Origin of the sequence: Chryseobacterium sp. IT-36CA2 (assembly GCF_949767875.1) — a bacterium.
Taxonomy (GTDB): domain Bacteria; phylum Bacteroidota; class Bacteroidia; order Flavobacteriales; family Weeksellaceae; genus Chryseobacterium.
The window spans coordinates 106,271-123,731 of sequence record NZ_CATKPG010000022.1; the positions used below are offsets into that span (position 1 = coordinate 106,271).

The following is a 17,461-nucleotide window of genomic DNA, read 5'->3' on the forward strand; positions in this document are numbered from 1 at the left end:
ATCCTTTAATAACTCATCTCTACAATCTTATAAGCATCCTGAGGAGTCAGTTTTTTATATTCTCCAAGACCTAACCAATTTCTATCTGTAAAGGCTTTTTCAACTTTTTCAGCAGTTCCGTTATAATCCTCTGTATATTCGGATAGTTTAGTTTTGATATGAAGACTGTGGAAGAATTCCTCCATTTTTTTAATTCCTATTTCTGCTTTTTCTTCTATAGTTCCGTCTTTAATTCCCCAAACTCTTTCAGCGTACTGAGCCAGTTTTCCTTTTTTATCTTCGAAATTATAACGGTAATGAGATGGTGCTATAATCGCAAGCGTTCTTGCATGGTCAATACCAAAATAAGCTGTCAGCTCGTGTCCCATAGCGTGTACTGCCCAGTCTGTAATTACTCCTTTCTGGATTAATCCGTTCAACGCCATTGTGCAGCACCACATGAAGTTTCCTGCAGCATCGTAGCTGAAGTCATCAGCCAGTACTTTAGGAGCTGTTTCCTGTAGACTGATCAGAATGCTTTCTGCAATTCTTTCCTGAAGATCAGCAGAAGAAGGAGCTGTCATATACTGTTCCAAAACGTGAGTATAGGCATCAGTAATTCCGTTCACAATTTGATTTTTTGGAATAGATCTGATCACTTCCGGATCCAGTACGGAAAACTGAGGGAAAAGTCCAGGTCCTCCTGAAGACAATTTCTCATTGGTTTCTCTTCTTGAGATTACATAGCCAGAATTCATTTCCGAACCTGTTGCAGGTAGTGTTAAAATACTTCCAAAAGGCATTCCTTGTCCTTCAAATGTTCTTACCGATTTTCTCAGGATATCCCATGGTTCACCATCGTAATTGGCAGCTGCGGAAAGGAATTTGGTACCGTCAATCACAGATCCACCACCTACAGCTAGAAGATAAGTGATATTTTTTTCTTTAATAAAGCTTAATGCATTGATCAGGATTTCATATTCCGGATTGGCCGGCACTCCGCCAAACTCATATACTTCATGGTCTGTCAAAGCCTGTTTTACCTGGTCATAAACGCCATTGCTTTTGATGCTTCCACCACCGTAAATCATTAATATTCTTGCGTCTTTAGGAATTTCATTGGAAATTTTAGCAATTTCACCTTTCCCGAAAAGTATTTTTGTTGGGTTTTTAAACTCGAAATTAAGCATTGTTCTAAATTTATTTTAAGTCAAATTTACGGAATGAAAAAGGAAAAGTGAGTTAATGAAATTTTAAAATTGCTATAATTCATTTTTATGAAAGCTATTGCCTTGAGCTGTTTTGATTCCTGTTTTCTATTCCTTTTTCATCTCAATATTACAATTCAGAAGAAAGATAGGTTTTTGCTCTTTCTATAAAGGCTGCTTTATCTTTTTTAATCTCTTCCAATAGTTTTTTTCTTTCATCAGGAATAGTGAGGTATTGGTCACCCCAAAGATTGATTTCTACAATCACAGGAATAAGATCTATCCCTTTCTGAGTCAGAAAATAAAGAATTTTCAGTTTACTGTCCGGATGATCTTTTTTACCAATAATTCCATCGTCTAAAAGGTTTTGAAGCCTTGTAGCCAGAATATTGGTTGCTATTTTTTCATCTGCCTTCAGGAAGTCACCATACGTACATTCCTTTTTCAGCATAAGATCTCTTATGATTAGCAGAGACCATTTGTCACCCCACATTTCCAGTGAACAGCTGATGGGGCAGTCTGATCTTTTTTTACTCATTTTGTTAATTTAAAAATAACACTTGCAAAATGAAAGTGTTTGTTTTAATTTTGCTTTTATTTTGCAAGTAAATTTAATCATAAAAAATAAATAAATCAAATGGATCATTATGACATTGCCGTAATTGGCTCAGGACCCGGAGGATATGTGGCAGCTATACGAAGCGCTCAGCTGGGGTATAAAACAGTGATTATAGAAAAGTATGATGCATTAGGAGGAACATGTACCAATGTGGGCTGTATTCCTACCAAAGCTTTATTGGACAGTACCCATCATTATTCAGAAGCACAACACAAGTTTGATGAGCATGGGATTAAACTGAACACTATAGAACTTGATTTTTCCAAAATGTACAGAAGAAAAGCAGATGTGGTTTCAAAAAATACCGGCGGACTGAACTTTTTAATGAATAAAAACAACATTACAAGGTTAAAAGGGACAGCAACCTTTGTCAATAATTCTACCATAAAAATTGTCAACGAATCTGAGGTTACAGAGATCACTGCTCAACATTATATCATTGCTACGGGTTCAAAACCCTCAAGTATTCCGGGAGTAGAAATTGATAAAAAAAGAATCATTACTTCCACAGAAGCCCTGTCTTTGCAGGAAAAGCCGGAATCTATGGTAATCATCGGCGGTGGAGTAATAGGAGTAGAAATGGCCTCTATTTTTAACCGTATCGGAACCAAAGTAACTATTCTGGAATATGCCGGTCACCTGATTGCGAATATGGATCATGAACTGGGAAAAAGCCTTCAGAAAATTCTGAAAAAAGAAGGAATTGATATCCGTCTTAATCATGCCGTTTATAAAACTGAAAATACAAGTTCGTCAGCCAAAGTATTTTTTAAAGATAAAAACGGAGAAGAAGGCGAAATGGAAGCAAATTATATTCTGGTAGCAGTAGGAAGAAGTCCTTATGTAAAAGGCCTCGGTCTTGAAAATACAGATATACAGCTTGATGAGAGAGGTTTTATTAAAGTGAATGAAAATAATCAAACTTCAGCATCCAATATATATGCAATCGGAGATGTTATTGGTGGAGCAATGCTTGCTCATAAAGCTGAGGAAGAAGGTGTTTTTGTGGCAGAAACTATTAATGGACAAAAACGACATATCCATTACAACCGTATTCCTTCAGTGGTGTATACATGGCCGGAAGTAGCTTCAGTAGGGTATACGGAAGAATATCTAAAACAAAATGATATAGCGTACAATGTAGGGAAATTCCCATTTTCTGCCAGTGCAAGGGCCCGCGCTTCAATGGATATGGAAGGTTTTGCTAAAGTATTGGTAGATCCGAAGTATGGTGAAGTTCTGGGTGTTCACATCATTGGTGCCAGAGCTGCTGATTTGATTGCTCAGGGTGTCATTGCTCAGGAATATGAAGTGACCGCACAAGATATGTTCCGTATTTCTTATGCTCATCCTACTTATTCTGAGACCCTGAAAGAAGCTTACCTGATTGCATCCGGACAGGGAGCAATCAATATATAAAAGAATAATATTCAAAATTAGACCATTAAGATTTTTGAAGAATTTAAGAAAAATTAAGCTCTATCTTTAATAAAAAAATTAAGCGAAGTACTAAACAAAATAGCTTTAGCTATTGCCTTAACTAATCTTATCTGCTTAAAAAATCTTAATGGTTTAAAATATAAGATTTTCAATTGTGGTATTTTTCAAAAGGATCATTTACAAAGAAGTACAGTTTTCATCTTTTGCATAAATACCATTACTTTTCGCTTCCAGTTTTGCGGTTTTTCTATTGATTTTAACGAAAAAAGACTCTTTTCCAGCCGGACAGCCCTTAGACTGCATAAGATACATGGAAATATGACGGTCTTCAATTTTATACGCTCCGGTAAATCGGTTACTCGTATCCACAGAATAACCATACGTTTTTGCCAGTAAAATAGCTTCGGGAAGATTGTCTACCGTTCCGATAAAATCTCTCAATTGCTGTTCATTGGAAAAATAAACAGATTTTTCATTCTTACATGCCAGAATGTATGAAAAACAGTTATTCCCTATACATTTCTGGAAAAAACCTTTTTCGGGAACAGGTTCATTGATCGTCATAAAGTCAGGAGCCTGACTTTCATAAATAACAGCTTTTTCATAATCCATATCATTGCTGAGAACACGCCAGTAAGCATAATCTTTATCCGGTACAATGAACGGGTAGAGATATTCTACATTGTCAAGGATATCAGGAATTTTTTTATAATCATCAGGCACCTTGATCTGGCTATAAAGCAGATTAGAGAAAATCAGGGAAAATGCGATGATTACTTTCATAGGGAATGGATTATCCGGACAAATTTAAGAAACAGAATTATTCCAATACAATTTTATAATATCCTTTTTCATCAGTTACATCAATACCTATGCCTGTAAATGTTATTTTATTGATTTGATACCCATCACAAGCACCTTTAAATTCTGATGATTGTATTGCAAAATCAAGGTTTTTAATATTAGAGTAAAATTTATAATTTTTTGTTCCGTTATAGGCACCTACATTTTCTACAATAACCTTGTTGTCTGATGTTTTGGTTAATTGGATATTAATATTATTTTCATCCTGTACCGAATAGGTGGTCAATGTTCCATTGGCAATAATATTTTCATTATTGGAGTTTACGAACTCAAAAATGATGGGCAGTGGTGGGTTGTAACAATCTTTTTCACAAGAGATGAACAGAATTGCTAAGAGTAAAAAAGTAAATATTTTTTTCATGGATTATGGATGTGTAAAGAGTAAAATTAATCATAAATGTTTTGTAATCAAAATTATATCAAACATGAATGCTTAAAACGAGCCCTGAGTATTTTCAAAATAATGTAATCTGAATTAGTTGACCCTATGTTCTACAAACGGAACAATTCGTCCATTTTCAATTTTTCCTTTAATATAGATGGAATCACCGTTATTGAATACATATTCTTTCACCAGAAGATTGGTGAGACCATACGGTTCAAGAAATGAATTGACCCACGGATGCTGATCTTTTAAAATCGATATCTTAGGATTCTCTATAGGTTTATAGTCTTTTAAATAAGAAGGAGTTTTGTAATTGATACCATAGGTGTCTTGAGTGAAATGTCCCATGCTGACAAGATAATCCGGGATACCTAATTTAAAATCAATAGTATATAATTGTCCATTAATAGAAAGTTGGGTTCCTTCCGAATATCCTGCAATTACACTATAATCAAAATCTTCATCAATTCTTATGGGGCGTTTCTTTCTTTCAGCGGTTCCGATACGCAGAAGATATAAAGCGGCTTCTTTTCCTGCCATAGGTGAGTTCACCGTTTTATTGGCATATATTTTACATTTCAGAACCGGCAAAGATGTAATTTTATCCTGCTGGTCATTGTGGTCTTTTACTGCTTCCTGCATGGAGTTAATACTGTTGAAAACAAAAGAACTAAACCCTATAAACATAGAAATGCAAATAAATATAAACACACCAAATATGATAAGCATGATTTTAATTCCCTTTTTATCAACCTTTGTTCCGTTTGATTTGATATTTACATTGCCGTTGAAGTTGAATTTAATCATTAGGAGAGTTTACATGGAGGACAAAACTAATCAAATTTAAAACAAAAATTAATATTATTTTTTTTGCATTTCGGCCTTAATTTTTGTCATTTGTCAATTAAATTGATGTCAAAATCGCTTACATTTGTTAGTATGATACATGACCAACGCGCAGAAAAATTCAGGCAGATTGTGGAAAATAAGTTCCAGATCTACAATTCATTATTTATGAGCCTGCCTTATGATAAAATGACGAATATCGGAATGCTGCTTCCGTTTCTTTATGAAGAAAGCAGAACCGGCTATGAAGCAGGAAAAACTCCTGAAGATATCGTTGAAGAATTCTTTAAAAACCATACCGATCTCCAAAACGAAGAGCAGAAGCTGGAACTTCTTTTCAAGATCATTCAGTATATAGAAAGACAGGTCGTTTTATTTGACAGTATTGAAGATGCTGCATTTCCCAACCTCCATTCTGAAAGTGATAATGGTACCGTAACAAATCTCTTTGAACGCTCTTTTCAGGATCATAAGATTGAAAAAGTCCGCGAAAAACTAAAAGATTTTAGTGTAAAGGTCGTATTTACTGCTCACCCCACTCAGTTTTATCCAAGTTCGGTACAAAGAATTATTCAGGATTTGAGAGGAGCTATTACCGGGGATTCGGTGACGCAGATTGATATGCTTCTGCAGCAGTTGGGGAAGACTCCTTTTGTCAACAAAGAAAAGCCCACTCCGATAGATGAAGCTTTAAGTATTATTTCTTATCTGAGGTATGTCTATTACGATACCATTGGTGAACTGTTTACGAAGATCAAAAAGACTTTTGGCAACGGACATTTTCATCTTCATGAAGATATTATTCAGCTTGGTTTCTGGCCGGGAGGTGATAGGGACGGAAATCCTTTTGTAACCGCAGAGGTAACAAAAAGAGTTGCGGAAGAACTTCGTTCAGCTATTCTGAAATCATATTACAGCCATTTGAAGTTTATCAGAAGAAGATTGAGTTTCAGAGGCGTTTCTGAAGTGTTGACCGAATTAAGTGAAGAACTGTATGCTGCCATTTTTGATGGAAAAAGTATTAAAGCAGAAGATATTTTAAAGAAAGCAGCTGAAGCGGAGAAAATATTAATCAACGAACATAACTCTTTATTTCTGGATCTTTTGGTTAATTTCAGAGATCGTGTGATGATCTTCGGAACTCACTTTGCAACGTTGGATATCCGCCAGGACAGCAGAATTCATCAGAAAGTGATTGATGAAGTGTATGCAAAAGTGTATGGCAATGAAGAGGTTGATTATGATCAGAAATTCAACAAACTGATTCAGGTTTCAGAGAAAATAAATGCCAATGATTTTGAAGATATTGTAAAAGATACATTATTAACAGTTTCACAGGTTACAGATATTCAAAACCTGAATGGACTGCGAGGAATGAACCGTTATATTATTTCCAATTCCGATGCAGTAAAAGACGTTATGAATGTCTATGCATTCTTTAAAGTTTGCGGTTATAAAAATGAGGATATCAACATGGATATTGTTCCGCTTTTTGAAACCATGGAAGGTCTTGCCAATGCAGAGAATGTAATGAATGAACTTTATCATAATCCTGTCTATAAAAAGCACCTTGAAAAAAGAGGGAACCAGCAGACGATTATGCTTGGATTCTCGGATGGAACCAAAGACGGAGGATATTTAAAAGCTAACTGGGAAATTTATAAAGCAAAAGAAGTCCTGACAAAACTTTCTGAACAGAATAATATTAAAGTCGTATTCTTTGACGGTAGAGGTGGCCCGCCAGCAAGAGGAGGTGGGAAAACTCACGATTTTTATGCTTCTCAGGGAAAAACGATTGCCAATAATAAGATCGAACTCACCATTCAGGGGCAGACTATTACCAGTATTTTTGGAAATAAAGAACAGGCAAAATACAACTTTGAGCAGCTTCTGACGGCTGGTGTAGAAAATGACGTATTCAAAAATGCAAAAAAAGAACTTACAGAGAAAGAGAGAGCTTTGATTATTGAGCTGGCAGATATCAGCTATCAAAAATATTCAGATTTAAAGGCACACCCAATGTTTGTACCTTATCTTCAGGAAATGAGTACGCTGGAATATTACGGGAAAACCAATATTGGAAGCCGTCCGTCAAAAAGAGGAAACGGAAATGAGCTGAAGTTTGAAGATCTAAGAGCGATACCGTTTGTTGGGTCATGGTCACAGCTAAAGCAGAACGTACCAGGATTCTTCGGTTTTGGATATGCAATGGAGAAAATGAAAGAGCAGGGAAGGTTTGAAGAAGTAAGAGAATTGTACAAAGGTTCAGATTTCTTTAAAACCTTAGTTTTGAACTCGATGATGAGTATGAACAAGTCTTATTTCCCTTTGACTTACTATATTAAAAACAATCCGAAGTTCGGTGCATTCTGGAATGTCCTTTTCGATGAATATGAGCTTTCAAGAGATATTATGCTGGAACTGACAGGATTTAAAATGCTTCAGGAAGAAGATCCATTATCCAGAAAATCGGTAAAAATTCGTGAAAAAATTGTTCTTCCATTGCTGAGTATTCAGCAGTATGCTTTGATGAAAATTCAGAAAGGAGAAGGAAATAAAGAAGCATATGAAAAGCTGGTGACCCGTTCTTTATTCGGAAATATTAATGCGAGCAGAAACTCGGCATAAGCTATTTTTGTAAAAATGTTTTGTACATAACGTAGAACAATATATCAATATATCAATAGGAATGGGTTATAATCCTGAGCGTAGTCGAAGGAAGCCCATTCTTTTTTTATTTACCCATCCATTAGGCTTTAGCCAAAATATATTCTATACAGTTTTACAAAAATATCTCTCGCACATTCAACATGTTTAATACAATATCAAAATATGCTCAATCTGCGAGAGATAATACATTTTATTCCTTTAAGAATTTTTCATATAAAACTTTATCCTTCGTCTGAATTTTCAGATAATAGGTTCCTTTTGCAAAATCCTCCACTTTTATAGATTTTTGGTTGTTTGCTTTTCGGACTAATCTTCCCAGATTATCATAAATTTCCAATAACTGAATTTCTTGCTCTGATGCTACGTTCAGGATGTTTTTAACTGGATTGGGAAAGATAGAGAACTTTTCCTTTTTCACAATCTCAGAAGTATTCAGGACGAGATTATATAAACTCCCGAAATTAAGAATTCCATATCCTATCTGATCTGAAGAAGCAGGATAAAGAGAAGCAGTTTGTCTCAACCTTGTTCTCATCTGCTCTCGGTTCATCGTTGGGAATGCCTGAATAAGACAAGCTACACCTCCGGCAGCAATAGGAGTAGCAATGGAAGTTCCATTTACGATAAGAGTTGCATTATCATACACTGTTGTTGTACCGGTCCCCTGAGCACTTCCGTCAGGCTTTACCACTCCAAGAGAATTCGGTCCGAAAGAAGAAAATCCGGAGGCAGTTCCTGCAGAATCCACAGACCCAATAGAAAATACTTTAGCATTATCAGAAGGGGTCATAAGGTAATGCCATGGCTGTTGTCCGGAGTTACCTGCAGCGGCAAGAACAAAAATGCCTTTTTCAGCAGCAATACCTGCTCCGCGGGCAATGAAAGAAGTATTTCCGTTCATATTGGCATAAGTATAATTATAACGGCTGTCATCAAAAACATTGTATCCCAATGATGAGGTGATGATTTCCACCCCTTTTCGGTCTGCCTCTTCGGCAGCTTCGATCCAGTATAACTCTTCTTCGGGAACTTCTACAGCTGCATTCTCACTACGGTAAAGATAGAAATCAGCATCAGGTGCAGCACCTACAAAAGTATCTTCCAGATAACCTCCGATAGCTCCTAAAACAACAGAACCATGACCATTGAGGGAAGTATTGTAAACGTCTCCGGTTTTGGTAACAAAATCATAAGTAGCTTTAATATGGTTGCCAGTCCATAATCTTGAAAAGGCTGTTCCGGTATTCACTGTTGGAAATCCTGAATCAATCACGGCAATGGAAATTCCTGTTCCGGTAAAACCTGCAAGATGAAGAGGCCGTATATTAACCTGATCAATCTGCCCTGCACCGGAACCATAGTTAAAAGTAGTAAGTGTTTTATTGATACTGGCGTCGTCTTTCCATTTTCCGGGTGTCATTTTTACAGTAGTTGAACTGTTTCTTGCAAAACTTTCTATGGATAAAACAAAAGGCTGTGTCTGCAGCAACGTTTTTTGAGCAGGAGTGGCATTTACCGCTGCTCCGTTAAGCCATTTTGAATAATCTATAACCGTAAATCCTAAATTTTGAAGATTCTGAAGATAGGCCTGTTCAATAGGAGCATCCTGATCATTAAGCGGAATTCCCAGCGTAGTACGTCTGTTGAGTGATTTCTGGCTAAGTTCTGACAACGGGTTGGCATAAAACGCAGCTTTATTGGGCTTATCAGTAAAGTAAACAAAAACGAGTTCTGTTTGGGCAGAAACATGAAGATAACCCGTTAGGAAACAAAAGAGTAAAAGTTTTTTCATAAGAATAATTTCTATAAAGATAAAAACAAAATCAATAAAATTTTTGATCGGATATTAAATTCCTTATTTTTACAGAAATATTTATTATATGAAAAAAATTCAGATGGTTGACTTGCAAAGTCAGTATTACAAAATAAAGAATGATGTAGACAATGCGGTTTTGAATGTAATGGATTCTGCGGCATTTATTAACGGTCCTGAAGTAAAGTCTTTCCAGAATGAATTGGAGTCTTATTTAGAAGTAAAACATGTAATCCCATGTGCCAATGGTACAGATGCATTACAGATTGCCCTGATGGCTTTAGATCTGAAAGAAGGAGACGAAATTATTACAGCTGATTTTACTTTTGCTGCAACAGTAGAAGTAATTCATTTGCTTAAATTAAAATCTGTATTGGTAGATGTGGATTATGATACATTCACGATTTCTACAGAACAGATTAAAAAAGCGATTACACCAAGAACAAAAGCGATTATTCCGGTACACATTTTCGGACAGTGTGCGAATATGGAAGAGATTTTGAAAATTGCTGAAGAGCACAATTTGTATGTTATTGAAGACAACGCCCAGGCAATCGGTTCAGAATATACATTCTCTGACGGAACTGTAAAGCAGGCAGGAACCATGTCTACGGTAGGTACAACATCTTTCTTCCCTTCCAAAAACCTTGGATGCTACGGAGACGGAGGAGCTATTTTTACCAATAATGACGAGCTTGCACACCGTTTAAGAGGAATTGTAAACCATGGAATGTACGAAAGATACTATCATGATGAGGTAGGAGTAAACTCCCGTCTAGACAGTATTCAGGCCGCTGTTTTGAGAAAGAAACTTCCTCATCTTGATTCTTACAACGAAGCAAGAAGAAGAGCAGCAGATTTTTATGATGAAGCATTCGAAGGAAACCCGAATATTCTTACCCCAAAAAGAGCTGAGAATTCTACTCACGTATTCCACCAGTATACTTTAAGAATCCTGAACGGAAAACGTAATGAACTTCAGAAGTTTTTAACGGAAAAAGAAATTCCTGCCATGATCTATTATCCGGTAGCATTGAGAAAGCAAAAAGCTTACTTCCAGGAAAGTAATGCTGCAGACTTTGTGAATACTGATAAGCTTTTGGATCAGGTAATTTCTTTACCAATGCATACAGAATTAGACGAAGAGCAGCTGAAGTATATTACGGATGCAGTGCTTGAGTTTATGGGATAGAACTAAGCATGAAGGAATTTTTTTTAAAAGGGAGAAAATATAAATTCTTTTTAGGATTTCACCTTTTTATTGTAGGGCTCTATTCAATATATATAATAAATACATTGAATTCTTACAATTCCTCATCTTACTCAACATATTATAAAGAGAGTATTTTTGAAAACATTGCAAAATACTCTTTTTATATTGTTATAAATTTAATTTCAGGATTAATTATTTATTTCAAAATAAAATTTACAAAGGTTATTCTCAATTTTTTTGCTGTAATGATCTTTATTTTGGTTTGTTATGCCGAATATACCCTGACTAAAACTTATGTTAATAACTCATATTATAACTTTGTAATTACTTTTAATACAGGAGTTATTGGTTTTATCATTTTTTATATCTTTTATCTTAATAAGATTAACGAGAAAGAAGACATAGAAATAAATGAAATAGAAAGTATAGGAAAACACAAAGATTAAGAAAAACACAACGAATTAAAATAGAAATAATGACAATACTTGTTACCGGAGGGCTTGGATATATTGGTTCTCATACTGTTGTAGAACTTATCAATAATGGCTTTGAAGTTGTTATTGTAGATGATTTATCCAATTCAGAAAGATTTATTTTAAAGAATATTGAGGAAATTACAGGGAAGAAACCTGCTTTTTATCCTTTTGATTTGAGGAGGAAAGAACTTCTTACTCAGGTTTTTGATGCGCATCAGATTGATGGCTGTATCAACTTTGCAGCTTCAAAAGCAGTAGGAGAGAGTCAGCTGAAGCCAGTAGATTATTATGAGAATAATTTGTTCTCATTAATTAATATTCTTCAGGAATTTAAAGAAAGAGGAATTTCTAACTTTATTTTCAGCTCATCATGTACCGTTTACGGACAAGCTGATGTAATGCCGATAGATGAAAATACTCAGTTGAAAACACCTGAAAGTGTATATGGGAAAACAAAACAAATGGGAGAAGAAATCCTGATTGATTTTGCAAAAGCTTATCACCGTAAAATTTCGGTATTAAGATATTTTAATCCAATTGGCGCCCATCCATCTGCAAAATTGGGAGAGTTACCAATCGGGGTTCCTGATAATTTGGTGCCTTATGTAATGCAGACTGCTGCAGGAATACGAGAGAAACTGAACATTTGGGGAGACGATTATCCAACGGTGGACGGAACAGCCGTTCGTGATTATATCTATGTTGTTGATCTGGCAAAAGCCCATGTTGCAGCGTTAAAGAAACTGATAGGAGACTCTTCATCTGAAGCAGTGATAGATATTTACAATCTAGGAACAGGAAAAGGTTCATCCGTATTGGAAGTGGTAAAAGCATTTGAAAAAGCTAATAATGTAGAAGTGCCATATCAGATCTCCGCCAGAAGAGATGGAGATATTACGATTGCTTATGCCAACCCTGAAAAAGCGGAGAAAGAGCTCAATTGGAAATCTGAAACGTCTCTTGAGGAGTCTTTAAGAACGGTTTGGGAATGGCAACACTATCTAAATGCAAGGAATTCATAATTTTAGTGATTGTGAAATTTTCCTTATCTTATGAAAGAAAAATTTTTAAATAATTATAAAAAATTACAAAACATCTTCCCTGAACATCTTAGCTTTTACCCTCAAAAACAAGTGTGTTGTCAGAGAAGTCTTAAATTACAATTAATATGAAGACACAAAGAATAGGTATTACATTTTCCTCATTTGACTTATTGCATGCAGGGCACATCAAAATGCTTGAAGAAGCTAAAACGGTATGTGACTATTTAATCGTAGGACTTCAGATCGACCCGTCTCACGATCGTCCCAACAAAAATAAGCCAAGCCAGACTATTGTTGAAAGGTATATTCAATTGAAAGCAGTGAATGCTGTAGATGAAATCATCCCTTATTATACAGAGGAAGACTTGTTGGATATTTTAAAATCATTTGTGATTGATGTAAGAATCATTGGAGATGATTATATGGATAGAGACTTTACAGGTAAAAAATACTGTGAAGAGAAAGGAATTGAGCTTTTTTACAACAAAAGAGACCATAGGTTTTCCACCAGCGACCTGAGAAGAAGAATCTATGAAGCTGAAAAAGAAAAAGATGCCAAAGCAGAACCTGTAAAATAGAAAAATAAAAAATCTTTATCCAATGTGATGAAGATTTTTTTTATCCATATTGCTCTTTTAATATGCTGAAAATCAGAATTAAATATTGTGAAATTGTTAGTGTGTGATACTTAACATAATAAAAAAAAAGGTATTTTACTTTTTTATTTGATAATTTTTCACTCTTTTTGAGCGTTAATTAATTAAAAACTAAAACAACCATGAAAAAAACAATTTTAACCATGTTATGTATGACATTGGGGACAGGTTTAGCTTTTGCAGGTACTAATCAACCAGCAAAAAAAGTAAAAAAAACAAATAAAAAAGCTACTTGTACTGTAAGTTGTAGCGTTACCGTTAGCAATAGCAACGGATCAAGTATAACTTACACTATGTCAGCAGGAAATCTTTTCACTAGTTGTGGAGCAGCCCAACAGAAATGTAGCACGAAAATGAAAGCTACTTTTGGTATGGAACCAACTGGATATGAACTTTAATTAAAATCTAATATTGTACATATATGAAAAAGATTATTTTAGCTACTACGATTATGATTGCTGGATTAGCTAGCGCTAAAAACACTCCTAAAGAACCGGCTTCATCTCCTAAAAAGATTACAAATTCAGTTTCGGCAAAAGCAAAGTCTTCTCTTTGTACTGTATCATGTTCTACATCTGTTCAGATAGGAATGAATACCCTTACTATAACATCTTCTGCCGGAAGTATTTTTACAAGCTGCGAAACTGCTTCTCAGAATTGCACAAAAAAATTAATGAGAAAGGTTTTGGATCTTTCAATGGCCACTGAATAAAAATTAATAAGCCAATTTTTGGTATGTAACATAACAAGTTGTTTTGAAATAAAAACAACTTGTTTTTAATTTAAAAGGAATGAACAAAAATAAATTATTTATTTTGGCATTTGTACTTTGCTTTAGTATACTTAGTTCTCAGACATTTACAGGAATATATATATTCAAAATTAATTCAAAAGTTCCTACCCAGACATATAATAGTATTCTTAGCTCCCAAAATAAAACCTGGTTTGTAGAAACAAAGCAAGAGTTGTTAATTGATACTTCAGAAACGAAAAAAACATCTAGTGAGAGTGGATTAACTGTGGAACATATTTCTGATGATTATAAAAATATTATAATGCCTTCTCCTCCAGAATATTATAAAGATTCCCAAACGGATAATATGCTTTCCCGAAATTTTTATTTAACGAAAGCATGTTATATTAAAGAAAATCTGGATCAGTTTACATGGAAGATATCAGATGAGACAGTAACTTATAATGGAAAAAAATATAATGAGGCAACAACAGAATTTCGGGGGAAAACCTGGATTGTTTATTTTGATCCTAAAGTCTCATTCAATATTGCTCCATGGAAGTTTTATGGATTGCCTGGTGTAATAGTATATGCAAAAACTACGGATAATTTATATACTTTTGAACTAAAGGAATATAAAATAGTAGAGAAAAATACACCTATTAATAATCCATTTGAAAAAGAAAAATTAATAACTTGGGATCAGTATAAAGAAAATTATAAAGAATATCTGAAGAAGTTGATAAAAAAATGGAGTGCAGACAGTGAAGATGGGAATGGAGGATCTATTAAAATGGATAATACAATAGAAGATTTAGGTTTTACTGAAATAAAATAAAATTGTATGATTATACATTTTTTTGAGAAAATAATGAATAAAGGAACACCTACCATGTTCCTTGTTTTTTTATTGTTTTCTCATTGCTTTTTTTCTCAGACTATTTCTGGCATTGTAACTTCTGAGGCGGGAAATAAACTATCTTTTGTCAATATTCTCATTAAAGAAAATGCAGGTGATGAAAAAATAAATCAATTCACTCAAACTAAAAACGGAGTATATAATCTTGTTCTCAATAAGAAGTATAAAAAGATTTATATAGTTGCAAATGCTGCTAATTTTGAAACATCAGTTCAGGAAGTAGAATTAGATAATAAAGAAAAAATTTCTCTTGATTTTGTTTTAAAGAACGAAAAAATAAAGACAATACAGGAAGTCATCATTAATCAAAAAAAAGAATCATTTGAGATAAAGGAAGATACTGTGGTATATGACGTGTCCAGATACAAGGATCCGGCTGACAAAAAGGTTCAGGATGTATTAAAAAAAATGCCTGGAATCACGGTAAATGAAAAAACCGGAGAAATAAAATATAAAGGGAAGTCAGTAGAAGCTGTAAAGCTGGAAGGAGATGATTTGTTTGGAACTAATTATACTGTAGGGACAAAAAATATTAATGTTGATATTGTTGAAAAAGTTGAGGCAATAGAAAATTATTCTGAAAACCCTTTATTAAAGGGAATAGAATCTTCTGATAAGGTTGCCTTAAATTTAAAAATCAAAAAAGGAAAAATTGATTTTTCTGGAAATATAGATTGGGCAAGTGGATTTGATTCTGATGTAAAACAGGTGAGTTCTATCAACTCAACTTTATTACAGGTTGCTAAAGGGTATAAGTCTTTTTTAAATCTTTCTTATAACAATATCGGAGTTAATCAATCTCCCTACGATTATTTTTCCAATAATCTCTCTATAGATCAACAGAAAAACTCAGATTATTCTGCAGCAAAAATCATCAATGATAACTCATTTTCAAGTTTTCTAGAAGATACCAGAGCTAACCGCAATAATGCTTTTTTTAGCAGTTATAATTTGATATTTAAGGCATTTAAGAAGAATAGTACAAGGATAAACCTTTCATATTTGAAAGATAAACTCATGCAGGATATCCATAATGAAAGCTATATTATAGATGATAATATAAATCTTTCAGATACCTATAATACAATAAAGAAACCGGAATTATTTAGGATAGAAATTGATAGTAAAACAAATACAACCAAAAGATCTCTTTTAGAATATAAATTATCAGCATCTAATGAGAGTAACCAACAATATAGCTCGGTTCTACAAAATGGTGACAGGAATTTTGAAACCAATTTATTAACCAAAAACACTTTTTTAAAACAAAACTTACAATTTACATATAAGCTAAATGATAAGTCTGCTTTTCAATTCAGTACTATCTATGCTTGGAATGATATTCCTCAAAATATGTCCTCATTTCCTTATTTAAATATTGAGAATGATACATCATTTAATACCCAATTGAGTAATTTTAAAAAATCAGTATTGGATTTTCAGTTAACTTATTTGGCTAAATATAAAAATATCAAGTATTTCCTTTCCTTGGGGAATAGTAATGAAACCAATACCTATACTTCGGAAGTATTGGGTTTAAATAATTCGAAGGAAAATAATTATACCAATTTATTGAATAATAAAAAAGCTTCTACATATCTTTCAGGGCAAGCTAACTTCAATATATCAAGATTATATATACAGCCTTCTTTTAATTTATACTATCAGAGACAAAGTTTAAACAGTATAAACCTTGAAAATAAAACTGTTGTATTTGAACCTAAACTTTATTTGAAATATAAAATTAATGATGTAGCTTTCATAAATAGCATTGTAGATTATCGGCAGAAGCCTTTTTCAGAAGATAAGCTATTTGTAAATCCTGTCTTTATTAGTAATAGGAATATAATAAGTAATGTACCTTCTTTAAGCTTTCAAAAGACTTTTAACGGCAGGGTAAGTTATGTTATCAATGATCTGTATAAGCAATTAAATTTTAACTTTGGATTGTATTATACAAGTGATAAAGGGAATTATTTTTCAGATATAACAATTTCACCTTATATCACTCACTATACCTATTTTTATTCTCCTAAAGTAAGATCTACTTATGGTGCTGATTTTATGTATGATAAATATTTTTCATTCCTGGATAGCGTATTAAAGCTAAGTTCAAACCTCACATTTTCAAATTATGAAAACATTCTAAATAATTCTGAAACCAGAAAAATAAACAGTGTTACTCAAACATATGATTTTTCATGGAAAACAGTTTTTGATCTTAAAATTAATTTTGAGAATAAACTTACTTACAATATAAACAGTACTCAGGTAGAAGATAAAGAAAAAAATACTTTGAGGTCATTTAATAATAGTTTTAGGATTATTGCCAGGCCGTTTAGTAAATTTTCAATCATCGCAAGTTTTGATTATTTCCACCCCAATACCAAATCCCAAGCAAATTATTTCTTTATTGATAATACAATAAAATATATTGTAAATAGGAATTGGGAATTATCCTTTTTTATGAAAAATCTATTGAATAAAAAAATGATAACCGAGGTAGATATTAATGATTACTCTGTAAATACAACCAATGTAAATATTATCCCAAGATATTTTTTGATGAATATAACGTATAATTTTTGATACATCTG

General features: G+C 33.6%; 15 protein-coding genes. 9 read left to right on the forward strand and 6 right to left on the reverse strand.

Annotated elements, in window-relative coordinates; genetic code table 11:
• Positions 1–5: 5 nt before the first annotated feature.
• Together ACM6F9_RS15340 and ACM6F9_RS15345 are read right to left on the reverse strand one after the other, a co-directional pair.
• Positions 6–1,169, reverse strand: a complete 1,164-nt coding sequence (locus ACM6F9_RS15340) for an iron-containing alcohol dehydrogenase (RefSeq protein ID WP_414846509.1) — start codon at positions 1,167–1,169, stop codon at positions 6–8.
• A gap of 148 nt (positions 1,170–1,317) precedes the next feature.
• Positions 1,318–1,725 carry a winged helix-turn-helix transcriptional regulator gene (locus ACM6F9_RS15345; protein WP_414846510.1) on the reverse strand — a complete coding sequence of 136 codons (408 nt, stop codon included), beginning with the start codon at positions 1,723–1,725 and terminating at the stop codon, positions 1,318–1,320.
• Between the two features lie 99 nt (positions 1,726–1,824).
• On the opposite strand from ACM6F9_RS15345, the gene lpdA reads away from it, so the two are divergent.
• A complete protein-coding gene (lpdA, locus tag ACM6F9_RS15350) occupies positions 1,825–3,225 on the forward strand; it encodes a dihydrolipoyl dehydrogenase (RefSeq protein WP_414846511.1) in 1,401 nt (466 codons plus the stop codon).
• Positions 3,226–3,423: 198 nt separating this feature from the next.
• Here lpdA and ACM6F9_RS15355 read toward each other — a convergent pair whose 3' ends face one another.
• From ACM6F9_RS15355 to ACM6F9_RS15365, 3 genes are all read right to left on the reverse strand, one after another.
• Entirely contained in the window at positions 3,424–4,029 is a 606-nt protein-coding gene (locus ACM6F9_RS15355) for a hypothetical protein (RefSeq protein WP_414846512.1), read from the reverse strand.
• Positions 4,030–4,066: 37 nt separating this feature from the next.
• Entirely contained in the window at positions 4,067–4,471 is a 405-nt protein-coding gene (locus ACM6F9_RS15360; protein ID WP_414846513.1) for a hypothetical protein, read from the reverse strand.
• A 114-nt stretch (positions 4,472–4,585) separates the two neighbouring features.
• Positions 4,586–5,302 (reverse strand): hypothetical protein, encoded by a 717-nt coding sequence (locus ACM6F9_RS15365; protein ID WP_414846514.1) that lies wholly within the window; start codon positions 5,300–5,302, stop codon positions 4,586–4,588.
• A 132-nt stretch (positions 5,303–5,434) separates the two neighbouring features.
• Between ACM6F9_RS15365 and ACM6F9_RS15370 the strand changes: the two genes are divergently transcribed.
• Positions 5,435–7,969, forward strand: coding sequence for a phosphoenolpyruvate carboxylase (locus ACM6F9_RS15370; protein ID WP_414846515.1), 2,535 nt, complete (start codon positions 5,435–5,437; stop codon positions 7,967–7,969).
• 232 nt (positions 7,970–8,201) lie between these two features.
• Here ACM6F9_RS15370 and ACM6F9_RS15375 read toward each other — a convergent pair whose 3' ends face one another.
• Complete coding sequence (locus tag ACM6F9_RS15375; protein ID WP_414846516.1) at positions 8,202–9,803, reverse strand: S8/S53 family peptidase; 1,602 nt, start codon at positions 9,801–9,803, stop codon at positions 8,202–8,204.
• 88 nt (positions 9,804–9,891) lie between these two features.
• Between ACM6F9_RS15375 and ACM6F9_RS15380 the strand changes: the two genes are divergently transcribed.
• The 7 genes from ACM6F9_RS15380 to ACM6F9_RS15410 all read left to right on the forward strand — a co-directional run bounded on the left by ACM6F9_RS15380 (position 9,892) and on the right by ACM6F9_RS15410 (position 17,453).
• Positions 9,892–11,016 carry a DegT/DnrJ/EryC1/StrS family aminotransferase gene (locus ACM6F9_RS15380; protein ID WP_105701586.1) on the forward strand — a complete coding sequence of 375 codons (1,125 nt, stop codon included), beginning with the start codon at positions 9,892–9,894 and terminating at the stop codon, positions 11,014–11,016.
• Between the two features lie 496 nt (positions 11,017–11,512).
• Positions 11,513–12,535, forward strand: coding sequence for a UDP-glucose 4-epimerase GalE (gene galE, locus ACM6F9_RS15385; protein ID WP_414846517.1), 1,023 nt, complete (start codon positions 11,513–11,515; stop codon positions 12,533–12,535).
• 146 nt (positions 12,536–12,681) lie between these two features.
• Positions 12,682–13,134 (forward strand): adenylyltransferase/cytidyltransferase family protein, encoded by a 453-nt coding sequence (locus ACM6F9_RS15390; RefSeq protein WP_414846518.1) that lies wholly within the window; start codon positions 12,682–12,684, stop codon positions 13,132–13,134.
• Positions 13,135–13,334: 200 nt separating this feature from the next.
• Positions 13,335–13,610, forward strand: a complete 276-nt coding sequence (locus ACM6F9_RS15395; protein ID WP_110367249.1) for a hypothetical protein — start codon at positions 13,335–13,337, stop codon at positions 13,608–13,610.
• Between the two features lie 23 nt (positions 13,611–13,633).
• Entirely contained in the window at positions 13,634–13,924 is a 291-nt protein-coding gene (locus tag ACM6F9_RS15400; protein ID WP_414846519.1) for a hypothetical protein, read from the forward strand.
• A gap of 79 nt (positions 13,925–14,003) precedes the next feature.
• Positions 14,004–14,783 (forward strand): GLPGLI family protein, encoded by a 780-nt coding sequence (locus tag ACM6F9_RS15405; RefSeq protein ID WP_414846520.1) that lies wholly within the window; start codon positions 14,004–14,006, stop codon positions 14,781–14,783.
• Positions 14,784–14,789: 6 nt separating this feature from the next.
• Positions 14,790–17,453 carry a hypothetical protein gene (locus ACM6F9_RS15410; protein WP_414846521.1) on the forward strand — a complete coding sequence of 888 codons (2,664 nt, stop codon included), beginning with the start codon at positions 14,790–14,792 and terminating at the stop codon, positions 17,451–17,453.
• The last annotated feature ends 8 nt before the right edge of the window (positions 17,454–17,461 follow it).

Bases quoted from the DNA above. Each gene is read 5' to 3' on its own strand.
- ACM6F9_RS15340 (WP_414846509.1), bottom strand. From the start codon at position 1,169: ATGCTTAATTTCGAGTTTAAAAACCCAACAAAAATACTTTTCGGGAAA.
- ACM6F9_RS15345 (WP_414846510.1), bottom strand. From the start codon at position 1,725: ATGAGTAAAAAAAGATCAGACTGCCCCATCAGCTGTTCACTGGAAATG.
- lpdA (WP_414846511.1), top strand. From the start codon at position 1,825: ATGGATCATTATGACATTGCCGTAATTGGCTCAGGACCCGGAGGATAT.
- ACM6F9_RS15355 (WP_414846512.1), bottom strand. From the start codon at position 4,029: ATGAAAGTAATCATCGCATTTTCCCTGATTTTCTCTAATCTGCTTTAT.
- ACM6F9_RS15360 (WP_414846513.1), bottom strand. From the start codon at position 4,471: ATGAAAAAAATATTTACTTTTTTACTCTTAGCAATTCTGTTCATCTCT.
- ACM6F9_RS15365 (WP_414846514.1), bottom strand. From the start codon at position 5,302: ATGATTAAATTCAACTTCAACGGCAATGTAAATATCAAATCAAACGGA.
- ACM6F9_RS15370 (WP_414846515.1), top strand. From the start codon at position 5,435: ATGATACATGACCAACGCGCAGAAAAATTCAGGCAGATTGTGGAAAAT.
- ACM6F9_RS15375 (WP_414846516.1), bottom strand. From the start codon at position 9,803: ATGAAAAAACTTTTACTCTTTTGTTTCCTAACGGGTTATCTTCATGTT.
- ACM6F9_RS15380 (WP_105701586.1), top strand. From the start codon at position 9,892: ATGAAAAAAATTCAGATGGTTGACTTGCAAAGTCAGTATTACAAAATA.
- galE (WP_414846517.1), top strand. From the start codon at position 11,513: ATGACAATACTTGTTACCGGAGGGCTTGGATATATTGGTTCTCATACT.
- ACM6F9_RS15390 (WP_414846518.1), top strand. From the start codon at position 12,682: ATGAAGACACAAAGAATAGGTATTACATTTTCCTCATTTGACTTATTG.
- ACM6F9_RS15395 (WP_110367249.1), top strand. From the start codon at position 13,335: ATGAAAAAAACAATTTTAACCATGTTATGTATGACATTGGGGACAGGT.
- ACM6F9_RS15400 (WP_414846519.1), top strand. From the start codon at position 13,634: ATGAAAAAGATTATTTTAGCTACTACGATTATGATTGCTGGATTAGCT.
- ACM6F9_RS15405 (WP_414846520.1), top strand. From the start codon at position 14,004: ATGAACAAAAATAAATTATTTATTTTGGCATTTGTACTTTGCTTTAGT.
- ACM6F9_RS15410 (WP_414846521.1), top strand. From the start codon at position 14,790: ATGATTATACATTTTTTTGAGAAAATAATGAATAAAGGAACACCTACC.